This window comes from Acetobacter sp. ESL1128, from assembly GCF_058505085.1.
Map to the genome: position 1 here is coordinate 1225834 of NZ_CP196369.1, position 12761 is coordinate 1238594.

The window sequence follows — 12761 nt, forward strand, 5'->3', positions numbered from 1 at the left end:
AAAAAATGGACTACGGCGTGTCGTCAGTTAAGAAGGATGATAATTGAAGCGAACTGAACTGCTGCGAGGAAGGTCGATTTCAATTTGTCATAGCGGGTTGCAATAGCGCGGAACTATTTGAGTTTATTGAAGAACCTTTCGATCAGATTTCGCTCTCTGTAGAGCGAAATCTGTGTTCCGTTGTGTCGTTCTGTTGCGTCTGGGTGGAATGACCGGGGTAATCCCGCGTTCTGCCAGCCGATCGATCCGCCTGTCTGCGTCATAGGCCCTGTCGGCGAGGAAGGCATCCGGGTCGATGTTTTCCAGCAGCGGTTCTGCCCTGGTGATATCGGCATTCTGTCCAGGCGTGATATCGAGTTCCACCGGATTGCCCAGAGCATCGCAGATGGCATGGATTTTTGTAGTCAGTCCGCCTCGTGATCGTCCGATGGCCTGATCCGCACCCCCTTTTTCAAGGCTCCAGCACTATGCTGATGTGCCCGGACAATCGTGCTGTCGATCATCATGTATTCATTATCGTGATCTGCTGCCCGATAACGAAAGATCCTTTCAATCACGCCACTTTCGCACCAGCGGCGCAGACGACGGTGCACGTTTTTCCAGTCGCCAAAGCGGGCAGGAAGGTCACGCCAGGGGATGCCTGCACGGTAACGATACAGCACGGCTTCCACAAACAGACGGTTGTCCGCAGCCGTGTCGCCGACATGACCTTCACGACCGGGAAGAAGATCCTTTATCCGCTCCCACTGATCAACGCGTAAACCGTAGCGTCGCATCCGTCTGTCTCCCCAAAGAAGGGGAAACAATCAGCACAGAGAGACAGAAAGTACAACCCTCAGCCATCAGGATCAGCGGTTAACTGACGACACGCCGTAGTCTGCTCACAAAATTATGGGACGACTAAAGAACCTGATATAATAAACCTCTTATGCTTGGAGGACTCAATGGCATTTGATGCAAAGGTTTATCGAATCGTTATTGCTTCTCCCTCGGACGTCGAGGAAGAGCGCGATCTAGTGTCTTCTCTAATACAATCTTGGAACGATCTTTATTCAAGTACTCGAAAGACAGTGTTACTGCCTTTAAAATGGGAAACACATACCGCGCCCGAGTATGGAACTCGTCCTCAAGAAGTAGTTAACCGCGCAATCATTGATGAGTGCGATCTACTTGTCGGTATTTTTTGGTGCCGGATAGGTTCTCCAACGGGTGTTGCAGATAGTGGTACCCTTGAGGAAATTGAACGCGTCGGGAATGCCGGAAAACCTGTGATGTTATATTTTTCAAGGATACCTATAGAGCCTGACAAAATGGATTTTGCACAGTTTGAAAAACTGCAAGATTTCAAACAGAAAACTTACCCAAAAGGTTTAGTCGAGACTTACAGTCGTATTAGCGACTTTAGAGACAAGTTTTCTAGGCAATTAGAAATGAAAGTAAGGCAACTTCAGGACGCGGAAGCGAGTGGCAAATCACCACTGTCATTTACTTTTCTGTCTGTTGATGATGGAAGCCAGTTAGGAAACTTTGAGAAAAAATTCTACCAAAAACCAATTTTTAAAGATTTAGATTGTGTGCCAACTGAGCTTCGAAACGATTTAGATAAGCTGCTACAAAAGAAGATGCAGAGGGATTCATATATCCCTATACTTCTTGCTATAGAGAATACAGGATCAGTAGGCATAAGAAATACTTATGTAGAGTTTTATTTTAGAGCCGACTCATCTGAATTTATTTTAACAAACCGTCGACAGCTTGGATCTAGACGCGTTTCCTTCAATCTCCTATGGGGTAGCGAGAATGATGATCAAATCGACGAGATAATCCAGCAGTCAGAACCAGGCTCATTGCAAAAAATAGGCGAAAGTTGGCAGCTTTCCCAGTCGTGGGACGCCGTCCAGCCCCAACGGAAGCGAATCGTCAAGCCTGTCTTGTATATTTCTAGCCCTATATCATGTACTCTTGAGATCAGTGCTCGAATTTATAGCGATTCGTTCACTATCCCGCTCGTCCTAAATGCCAGTTGTCGTCTCGAAGTAACAAATGTTGATACTGAACTTTCGGAATTCATTCCTGATTGGAAAGAAAAAATATCCGACAAAGACAACATAGTTTCCGAATTGCTTATTCAAAGAGAAACGCACTGATAACACTAGATAAAAAGGCAGCCTCGTTAAATAAAATGGACAGGAGCTGGCGTGGTCATTAGAGCAGTATTCACCACATTTGTTAGTGTGAATATTTGCAGAATAGGCAATCTGGCTTCTACCCTACTGCATATAAAGTTTTGAACGGATAATGTCTCCTATGCGGAGATTACTTCTGCTTTGCTTATATCTGAGATGAGGGCGACTGCCGCCAGTCTGCTTAATTCTTGAAGCCGACTGGCAGATTTGGGGGGTGAGTTGAATGTCGATTATCGGGTAAAAATAACCGAAAGCCGCCATACACTGCGCCCATATTCATGACGCCTACCGACCAACATACGCCGTTCCGAAGCGGTATTGGGAATGTCCGCTTACGCCGATACCTGCTGTTCTCCGCCCTTCGAGCTGTAAGTCCAAGCTCGCTGAAGAGCGCCCATTCCGAGGACTAGGTAAGCACTTTAAGGCACGCTGTTCGGAAGGGATACTATGAGGAGATCGAAGACATCCTGATCCTGACCGTCTATCGGTGTTGTGCCTGCGCCTGAAATCCAACATGCTACGGTAGCCTGTTACTCAAAAAACGGTGAGTTACAGCCCCACGCGATGGTGTTGAAAAGGGAGTGAGTAAGTTGGTTTTTGACTTTTCGAAACTGGGAAGCGCAAAATCGAAGCAGGCTCCCACCGATCCTATCAAAATCTTCGAATCGCTACCTAGTTTGAAAGGGACGCCCAACGATCTGTGGCGCGGCCAGGATCGGGCGCTCTCCGGTTGGAACGACGTTAGGACTAAAAACGATGTCTTGATCTCTCTGAACACCGGCGCAGGCAAGACAATCGTGGGCCTGTTGGTTGCTCAAAGCCTAGTGAATGAAGGTGTCGACAATGTCATCTACGTTTGCTCGACCATCGACCTTGTAAATCAGACCTCAAACGAGGCCGACCGCATTGGGATCGATCACACGACACGTGTTTACAGCTCGTATTCGAACGAACTTTTCGAAACCGGGAAAGCGTTCTGCATCACTACCTATTCGGCGCTCTTCAACGGCCATAGTTCGATCAGAAAACGGTACTTCCCAGGCGCGATCATCTTCGATGACGCGCATGTCGCTGAGGCGACGTTGCGCAGCGCTTTTACAATAAGGATCGATATCCGGGAGCAGAAAGACCTGTTCGGCGAGATCGCCGACCTGTTCGAACCCCATTTCAAGGAACTGGGGATTCGCTCGCGTTTCCGGGACAGCCTAAGCCAGGAACACCATTCGACCGCCTTTGTGGCTCCTGGCGGCCTGTACGAGCGAAGCGAACGCCTGCTGGAGATATTCAATCGGTACAAGCTTGGCCAGCATGCGGATCTGAAATTTCCGTTTGCATGGCTAGAGGACAATCTCGACGCCTGCGCCGCCCTGTTCACACGGGGTGTGTTTGAAATCGGTCCGCCGTTTCTGCCTTCCCTCGCTCTGGATATTTTCGAGCAGCCACTTCGCCGCGTGTATCTCTCTGCCACGCTGCAAAGCCAGACTGAATTCGTCCGCGCGTTCGGGCGCTTGCCCAAGGCCACCGTCATGCCCTCGAACGATGCGGGTAACGGCGAGCGGCTAATCATCAACGGCCGCCGCGTAAAAAAAGGACTAGGACCGGCTTTCGTCAGCAAGCTTGTCGATACGCGTAAGGTCGTGATCGCGATCCCGGACTATAACTCCGCGACCAAATGGGAGGACGTTGCCAAACCGCCGGAAACGGAGGACTTCTCCCAGGAGCTTACTGAATTCAGAAAAGCGAAGCACGGTGCCTTCGCGTTGGTTTCTCGCGTGGATGGGATCGACCTCCCGCATGAAACATGCCGAATCATGGTGGTCGACGGGCTTCCATCGGGCATGTCTCTGATCGAGCGATTCCAATGGGAATATCTCCGCATGAAAAATGTCCATGCGGTCCGCGTGGCTAACCGTCTCGCTCAGCTTTTCGGACGGATCAACCGCGGCCGGAATGACTATGGCGCCTTTCTGCTTGAGGGGGAGGATATCAACAAGTGGCTGGACAACGACAGGAACCTGTCTTTGCTTCCGCCACTGCTGCAAAAGCAGGTCCACGTTGGAAGGGAAGTACATGATTCCGGCCAACTCGAAAGTCAGAAGGATGTCATTGCCTTGGTCGATTCCGTTCTCGGCCGGGACAAGGGATGGTTGGATTATTACGAGCGCGAGGTAAAACTCGGCGAACTAGACAAGGATCAGCTGGCACGGGCTGAGGCTGCCGAGCCGTTTCTCATTGAGGCAGCGTTGTCCGAAGCGCGCTACGCTGCAGCCATGTGGAGCGGCGACCCTGCCACGGCCCGGCGAGAGCTGGAAAAGACGGTTGATCAGACTGCAACGCATGATACGCCTTTAGGGGGCTGGCATACCCTGTGGCTGGGTGCCGCCTATGAGCGCGAAGGCGACCGAGATGCCGCGCTGCGAGAATATGCGATCGCGATGAAGCGTCTGGGCCGGTCGATGACGCTTCCCAGGGCGACAGTGCAGCCAGTCAAAAATGACGGGCAGGAGCTGAACGAATTCGGCAAGTCGATATGGGATTTGCTGAGCCATGCGGCTGGCGCGAAATACGAAAAGGAACTTGCGAAGTTCACCAAGCCCCTCAACCTCATTGACAGTGGCACGCCCAATCAAGCCGAAGCCGGCATGCGAGCGTTGGGCGAATTGCTCGGCTTAACCTCGACGCGACCTGACAACGATGAAGGCATTGGGCCGGACGTTCTCTGGCGGGATGAGAAGAACGCTCAGATGCTGGCGTTCGAGCTTAAAACTGACAAGGACGAGCCGGGCGCCTATTCCAAAGACGATATCGGTCAGGGTCACAACCACATCGAATGGCTAGAAAAGAACCACTCCGATTTCGAGCTTCTCGGTCTCCTCTTCGTGGGACCGGAGGGCGTGGCCAGCAATAAAGCGTCACCATCAGAAGAGATGGGACTGTGCTGCACCGCTAGCGCAGTGGCGCTGCGTGATGCAGTTCTCGCTCTGGTTGAGGACATGCGGAGAAAGACCCCGATGGAGCGTTTCATAGCCATAAAGACCGAAACGGACCGCCCCTACTGGAACTTGGAGAAGATACACGAACGCTTGCATGACAAGGAGTTGTGATCGTTAATCGGCATGCGTCAGCCTCGGAGGGAGGCGCTACTTAGTTTCTGGCCGAGTCCTGTCGATTGGTTCGGGCAAGATGAACGTGGTCATCGACGCCTCCTGCCTTGGCGCAATCCCACCAGCCTGCTAGTCACATTTCCGCGTTGCGAGGGCAGCGCCGGCCTTCACAACCCAACGGATCGAAAGCGCTCTCGGGGCACCCCGGTTTCCGAGGTGTCGTCGTTCATGTCCAGGCCGAGAGGTAAAGGCACCGGTGCATGTCGTTTCGTCATGTTGTGAAGCCCCGGCCATTTAGAGCGTTGCGACCTGACGTCGGCTTTTGGCCAACTCTGCCGCTCGATGAGCGGCCTGGGAACGGCGGCAATGTCCCAAACTCGGTCTATGACGGTTCGCCTAACAATGTCGGCTTTCGGAGAAGCACCATCACCAATTTGATGTCTGCCGTGAGGCGGAAGCTGACGTGGCTTTGGATGCATAAATTCTACGTTTTATGAGGGCAGGGGTGATTTATTTCAGTAAGATTTCATGCATGGGCAGAAAAAAGTTCAATAAAACAGTCTTTTAATCCCGCTTTGCTCTCAACTTGCGATTTTTGCAAGCTGAGAAGCAATCCTGCCCCCGCAACCACTGAGTTCCACAAAGGCCCGGCATTCGCCCGGGCCTTTGTCGTTTCAGCGCCTTTCTGCGCGGTGAAACGCAGAATGCGACCCAGCTCGCCGTGCAGGACCGCGAAGGACTCACCCCGCTTGCGGCCCGGTGTGATCACAATCTTTTCGATCAGCGCCCGTAGCGCCTGTGTCGCTTCCGGCCGGTCCTCCGGATCGTTGAGGGAGGCGGCGAGGCGTTCGACTTTCTGCCGGAAGATCTCCGCGACCTGCGGATGGATGTCCAGCGTGTTGTCATCCGCGTCTTTCAGGCTGGCCCTGAGTTCCTGTTCCCGCTGCCGCAGCTCGCCCAGGCGTTGCTTGATGCCTTCGTCGTAAAGACCATTCTCGATCGCATCGAAAATGCCTTTCACGCCTTTCTCGATCTTGCCCAGCTCGGTTTTCCAGGCGCTGATGCTGGCGCGCCGTTCATGATTCAGCCGGTTGGTTTCCTCGACATAGGCGCGCATCGCCTCGGCGGCAGCCTCCGGTGCGAGCAGCCTTTTCTTGAGGCCGGTCAGCACGCGCTCTTCCAGTTCTTCGCGACCGACGGTGATCCGTGCCGTCTCGGCCGTGGTTGGCCCCGGCTGCGCACCCGCGTCCCGCCGGGCCGGCTTCCACCAGTCATGCAGGCTGTCGCCCGAGCAGCCAAGCTTGCCACCAATCTCGCGACGGGCCGCTGATAAGCTCGGGTAATCCGAGCGATGCTCATCCAGAAGGCGCACGGCGCGCTCACGGAACTCAGGCGAATAACGCGATGTTTTCTTCTTCTCTACCATAGGGCTCATCCTCCGAGAGTTTTACTCTCCGGTAAACCCGGGGCAGTTCAGACTGACAAAGGCCGCCATTATTCCATGCCCTATTTCGGACGGGGGCTTGCTCTCTTTCAGAAGAAGGTTGAGCTCATCAATGGCTTCTCGGGCGGCTTTATGGGCATCCTCCCCGGTCAGCACCCATGATGTATCCAGATTGGCGCCCTCAGGTTTGTCGCGCATGACGCTCAGCCAGTTGAAGGACCCTTCTGCAATGAAGCTCTGCGTCATCAGCGTCTTCGAATGTAGGAGCTTGATGTCGTGCAGCCTTGCTCCCGTCTCCTCGAGTGCTTTTCTGCACGCAGGTGATGTTCCGTTGGAATAACCGGGAGCGTTGGGAGCGCGCGTCACGATATTGACCACGGCCCCTCTGCCAACGGCCTCGCGGATGCTATCCTGGAGTTCAGGTGCGTTGACGCCGGACAGGGACAGGAAGGGGGAGACAATGACAATTTCCTCGCCGTCTTTCAGGTCCGCGAGGGCTTTATCCAGTTGCGCGTGGTGCTCGCTTACGGATGACAGCCTCTTGCCACGGAGGATGAGAGACGTATCTGCCGCCCAGTTGCCAGTCACATCCCCGAGTTCATAGCCCTTGGAAAACAAGGCTCTCCCCAGAATTCCCAGGGCCGATGCAGGATTCCGCTCGAAGATTTCCATCGTGCCAATGACGACGAACGAATGGACGGCTCGTGAGATGGCGACGTTGAGAAGACTGCGCTTGCCATCCAGGAATCCCGTGCTCGCCTTGCGGTCGCATGTTGGCGAGAAGATGATGATGTCCCGTTCTGCGCCCTGCATGGCGTTGACCGTGCCGACCTTGATTTTCGAGATGTTCTTGTCCGTATGGGCCATGCTGAACTTGCGCAACGCCCGCCGGATGGCGTCTCTCTGCGGTCCATAGGGGGCAATCACCGCGACAATCTCGTTCACCGGCTTGTCGTAGAAGTCCTTCCATTCATCCGCTTTACTGACAATCCACCGCGCGATGGCCTCCGCTTCACGGGGATTGCGCTGACTGCGCCCCAGACGCTCCGACGTTCCATTGACATTGGCCCAAGCAAGAGGGGGCAGAGGAGGTTCCCTGTCCGGTTCTGCGGTCATGGGTTTCAGGCGGCCGTTATAAACGAGTTCGTTGCAGATCTCGATGATGTCCGGTCGACAACGGCGGTGCTCGGTCAAGAAGATGCCGGGAACAGGGCTGTCCGGTGAGGAGTGACTGGTGCCCGTCTGGGCCACGCGCATCACGGAGCCCATGATGTTATTGTTTCCCGGGGCGGCCGTGACGACGCGGGGATCAACCGGTCCGTCGTCATCCCAGAAGTATTCCTGAACGCCGGCCTTTCGGGCATTGCCAGTATCCGTTGCATAGGAACTGGTGACAACCGGCTCAATCTGGAAGACATCCCCGACCACAACGGCTTTCTTCGAGAAGGCCATGGCCGGGACCATTTGGTAGGGGGCTATCTGTCCGGCTTCGTCAACAATGAGCAGGTCGAAAAAACCTGCCATGAAACGTTCGACGAATTTGCCCTTTTCCATCATCGTGCATTTGGGAAACTTCGGAAGGCTGGCTGCCGTCACGATGAAGAGCGGTGTCAGCATCGCCCATCGACGATACATGGCCTCCATGGCTCTGCCGCCAACCTTGAACGGATAGACCTTGTTGTCGTTCTGCTCGAGCGCATCCTGAAGAGCCTGAACTTCAAGGACCCACCGACCTTCCCAGTAGCGCAAAGCATACTGGAACAGAGCGTAGCGTATTGTCCGGTCCAGGAAATCCTCGATGACATCTAGCCTTCCTGTCCAGTTGCTCTGGCGCCAGGGAAGTTTTTCTTCCGGCATGTCGAACATCTCGGCCCAGTCGGACGGTTCCAGAACCGTTTCAATGGACGTGCAGCAATCCTGAAGTTGCTGGAGTATCTGATGCTTGAGGGTGACGAGCTTTTCAAGCTCGCGACCGGCCAGAACATAGGAGCCTCCCACATAGTGATCGTACTCTGCTCGGGCGGTCTTGCTCACCAGGTCGGCAGCGGCAACCTCGCGTTCCAACTTCTGGACCAGGGTATCTCGAGCCTGACGCGTCTCTTCCCGGGATTCCCGGACTGTTGCGAGTTCCCTCTCGGCTGATGCCGTCATCTCATTGATGGCATTCATCCATTCGAGCTTGGACTTGACCTGAGCCTGCATGAGCGGCCGAAAGAAGCTGCCCTGTCTACCCTCGGCGACAAGCCTTTCAACATTCGCCCAGTTGCGTCCACTCATCAGGTTCGAAAAGAAACCGCCCTCCGGCAATGCAGCAATGAGCGCGACGGCATGTGCTCCCACCTCTTCGACTTTCTGCCCGGCAGCATGCACAGCATCATCACGCTGCTTCAGGAGGTCCCGGGTTTTCCGGTTCTCCTCATTGATCCTAGCGCGCGGAACGGCGGCAGCGGCCTCTTTTTCCTTGAGGTCGGATTTGAGAGCGTCTTCCCTTGGTCTGCGCTCCTGAAGAAGGGCTTCCCGTTGGGCGATGGCCTTTGTGATGTCGGGATATGTTCCATAGCCCGAGGCCACGTAAAGCTGATTCAGCTTTCTGGCTTCTCCAGCACAGACCTGCCCTGTTTCGACAAGCACTTTCATACGGGCGCGGATTTTCGCGATGCCATCTTCAACAAGGCTGATGTCGTGACGCGCCCCCTGAGGACCGTGACCTGAAAGGTGCTCCTTGCGGACTGGCGGAGTGACGCCCGGATAGAAAGAACTGTAGTAGCCGTTAATCCAAGCGTCACGGGAGGCCCAGGCATCGACCGTGTCCCGTTCACGTTCGGGGAAGCCTTTCCACTCCATCGTGCCCAGGCCTCTTCCCGGAGACGCGATCAGGTAGCCGGCTTTCAGAGCCTCCTTTTCTTTCTCTCCGGACGGGAAATACAGACCCAGCGCATCGGCACCCTCAATCCATCTTCTCGCCCATGGCCGGCTGTCCTTGGAAGCCATGGCTTTTTTCATGGCATCAATGATGTTGGTGACAGCCTGGTTGTTGGTCGAGGTCCCGACGATGACAGCCGGATCACCACCCTCGAGGGCACGTGTCACCAGCTCCGTTGCGACGATACCTTGCAGAAGTGTCGTCTTGCCGGTGCCCGGGGGGCCGTTCACGGCGAGAATGTCACCATCTTTCACCGAGCAGAACGCCGTCATGGCTTCAGACTGGTTGGATGACATTCCATAGGCGAAAGTCATCGTTCCCCTGGCTCGGCCCGCTGCAGCCCACTTCTGGGACTCATCCACGACGGCCGGTTCCGGTCCACCATCGACATACCGTGCGAGCAGAGGTGTTACGAGATCGGTGTCAGCCAGAACGGTATCGTAAAACCGTCGCTGATGGAGGGTCGCAATCATCCCGATGCTGGCCTCCGCAGGCTGAAGGGCCACGCGCTCCCAGAGTTCGTAGCCGTCGGGTAATCCGTCTTCTCCGGTCACTGCGTTCCAAAGCTTTTCCGCCCACTCCAGGGTCTTGCCGAGACTGCCTCCTTCAAACGGATTGAGCTGGAGCCAGGTGTCCATGGTGGCCAAATCACCAATCAGGACGTCACCATCCGACGGTTCGAGAAGCTCTCGATTTATCCAGGGCGGGGCATCCTTGAGCGGCTGGATGGTGCCTCCCGGACTGACGTTGACGAGCATGGCCATACAGAAAAGGGCAGGCTGTCTCGAATGCTCGGTGGAATGACTGACCTGTCCGAGAAGAATGCGGATACCGGCCATCGCGATAATGGAATCGTCGGGAGCCAGGTCACGGGAGGCAGGATGCATCTTTCTCAGTGCCTGGGTTTTGTCTGGCGGCAGCTGGCCTTTTTCAAAACCCTCTTCGTCAAGAGCAACCAGATTATCCCGGCTAAAGGAGATCTTCATCTGGGCATCATCAAGAAGAGCGGAATGCCAGTACGAAAGGACCGAATGATGGCTTGGCTTCGACGACATCCGTTTTAGAACCCTATGTAGTGACGCTTTTTGTTACAAAATGCCCTTTGACATGTAAACATATGCGTCCCCTAGGCTCAGGATTTAGTGTCAGAACATATGGTTGCAGTGAGGCAGATGACCAAGAAAACGACGGCTGGGCAAAGAAAGACACTGGAGAAATCGTAGCGCTTTACGAGATGTCTTTACCTGTGATGCCATCAAGGCTTGTTTCGATCTCGCGATGGAAAATCAGGGGGTGCTATCCAAAGTCGGGCCTTAGCCGTGCGATGCTGTGTCCGACCAAGATCCCTCAAAGCGCAAGCAACATCGCGCTGCTCATCGGATCGGATTGGTCTTTTATAGAAGAGAACGTGTTCTGCAATCACATTGAGTGGTAGACCTGCCTTCCGGTATTCGTCATGAACTTGGATCATCCGGCCTGATGTCAGCTGCGGAAGAAGGTCATCCAGTGTCAATGCATCAGACCAGAAGGATGTCCGGGCGAACAGCAATTCCATGAGTGAACCGCCTAGGGATTGGCGGAGACGTCCGCTTTCAAAAAAATTCCACCTAAACCCGGACCGACCGGTTTCCCCCCCTAATCTGCCTGTCCGCTCAGTGATGCAGGAGCAGACAGGCGGCAGTCGCCTTCATGGCAGACATCAAAGTGGGAATGGTTGTTGCCCGAAAGCCGACATTGTTAGGCGAACCGCGATATATGTCTTTTAGACTAAGGCCGCCTTTTCATAACGGCATTCATTAATGTCATTTTTCGGAGCAGAGCGCGAATTTAATTGCCTAAACTGAAAAATGGAGGGTGCGAAAACCCTCGTTTTCAACCGAGCCAGAATCATAATTCATTGATATTGTTATGCACTAAATGTGCAGAAAATGGGTTTTTCGAGCCTTCCAAATGGTATATTCAAAAATCAAGTAGTTTTATTAAGCCGTGGGGGGGGGAGATGTCACCAAGATTATGGAGATGGATAATATTCACTATTATCGTCTCGCTACTTCCTCTCGGAATTGATTATTTTATGGCCGTCTCTCGCGCAGCCAGTGGATCAATGCCAGGATTTGCAGAAATCATTGGCAAAGGAGAACTTTGTCTGTTGGCCGTTGCTTTTTCGGCGGTAGGCTTGGGTGAAATTCAGGGAGTAAATATAAAAGACGAGAATAAGGAAATTGAATTAACCGGATTATCAACAATAAATATCATATTAAGTATATCCTTGTATGTTATGATGAGGTCATCCATAAATCCTTTAACTATGCAGATAGTAACTTCTATTATTTTCTTTGTCAGCACGTTAGTTGTATCAACAAGCTGTATAGCCGTTTCGGAGATCGCTGATGTTTAATACTTTGGCAATCATAGGAATCTCTCTTTCGGTATTTGGAGCTATCACATCTCTGATTTCCGCTATAAAAATCAGGCGTAAAATGAAGGCTCTTGGAAATATACTGGATTCGAAAGCAGGTGAATTATCTCCCTCTCCAGACGTGGAAGATCCTGAGGGAAGAAATACAGTAGATCAGATTTCTGATGATGACGATGATCAAGGTGACCGCTGATGGCTGACGCACGTTTTATGCTGTTACAACTGCCTGGGCACCCAAAGGTGGTGATGGAGAGTATCCATACTGTCCTAAATAAGGCCCTTGACTGGATTGAGGTGGGTCCTAATAGTTGGCTTATTTGGACGTCGTCCTCTCCAGAGCAGTGGTACAAGCGCCTTCAGAAAGCTTTTGGAACAGATACGCGAAGTTTTATTTGCGTGATCGATCCCGAACAAAGGCACGGGCGAATGCCAAAAGTTTTTTGGCAATTTCTTGAGAAAAAGCGCTGAGCGCGAAAAGATATACAAAAATGTCTAGCGGCGAGGCCTATTCCGGATTTGCGATGTAAAACTGGTGCAGACGTTGTCGACCAGACCATTCGGTTAGAGCCTGTGACAACTTTCGGTACAACTTGCTGTTTAATATAGTGAGCCGCGTTTGTCGGTCGGCAGGCATTATGGAAATGAGCGCAGGCAATGGCTGCTTTCTATCATTTCTGTCCGAGAA

7 protein-coding genes and 1 pseudogene are annotated in these 12761 nt (G+C 53.2%); 5 read left to right on the forward strand and 3 right to left on the reverse strand.

The genetic code is table 11. From position 1 onward, the window contains the following. Positions 1–23 precede the first annotated feature (23 nt). Positions 24–776: pseudogene (locus tag ACSYTG_RS05695) on the reverse strand (IS5 family transposase). A 168-nt stretch (positions 777–944) separates the two neighbouring features. Here ACSYTG_RS05695 and ACSYTG_RS05700 point away from each other — a divergent pair. Together ACSYTG_RS05700 and ACSYTG_RS05705 are read left to right on the forward strand one after the other, a co-directional pair. After that, positions 945–2147 carry a DUF4062 domain-containing protein gene (locus ACSYTG_RS05700; protein ID WP_489784116.1) on the forward strand — a complete coding sequence of 401 codons (1203 nt, stop codon included), beginning with the start codon at positions 945–947 and terminating at the stop codon, positions 2145–2147. 620 nt (positions 2148–2767) lie between these two features. Next, positions 2768–5290, forward strand: a complete 2523-nt coding sequence (locus ACSYTG_RS05705; protein WP_489784117.1) for a DEAD/DEAH box helicase family protein — start codon at positions 2768–2770, stop codon at positions 5288–5290. Between the two features lie 526 nt (positions 5291–5816). Here the strand turns inward: ACSYTG_RS05705 and ACSYTG_RS05710 are convergent. Both ACSYTG_RS05710 and ACSYTG_RS05715 read right to left on the reverse strand, forming a co-directional pair. Continuing rightward, entirely contained in the window at positions 5817–6716 is a 900-nt protein-coding gene (locus tag ACSYTG_RS05710; protein WP_489784118.1) for a hypothetical protein, read from the reverse strand. A 21-nt stretch (positions 6717–6737) separates the two neighbouring features. Continuing rightward, positions 6738–10712, reverse strand: coding sequence for an AAA domain-containing protein (locus tag ACSYTG_RS05715; protein ID WP_489784119.1), 3975 nt, complete (start codon positions 10710–10712; stop codon positions 6738–6740). Positions 10713–11488: 776 nt separating this feature from the next. Here ACSYTG_RS05715 and ACSYTG_RS05720 point away from each other — a divergent pair. From ACSYTG_RS05720 to ACSYTG_RS05730, 3 genes are read left to right on the forward strand one after another with little or no spacing between them, the layout of a single operon-like run. After that, complete coding sequence (locus tag ACSYTG_RS05720) at positions 11489–12055, forward strand: hypothetical protein (RefSeq protein ID WP_489784120.1); 567 nt, start codon at positions 11489–11491, stop codon at positions 12053–12055. Then, entirely contained in the window at positions 12048–12269 is a 222-nt protein-coding gene (locus ACSYTG_RS05725) for a hypothetical protein (RefSeq protein ID WP_489784121.1), read from the forward strand. The genes ACSYTG_RS05720 and ACSYTG_RS05725 overlap by 8 nt, the downstream gene beginning before the upstream one ends. Beyond that, positions 12269–12544, forward strand: a complete 276-nt coding sequence (locus ACSYTG_RS05730; RefSeq protein WP_489784122.1) for a hypothetical protein — start codon at positions 12269–12271, stop codon at positions 12542–12544. Before ACSYTG_RS05725 ends, ACSYTG_RS05730 begins: the two co-directional genes overlap by 1 nt. Positions 12545–12761 lie beyond the last annotated feature (217 nt).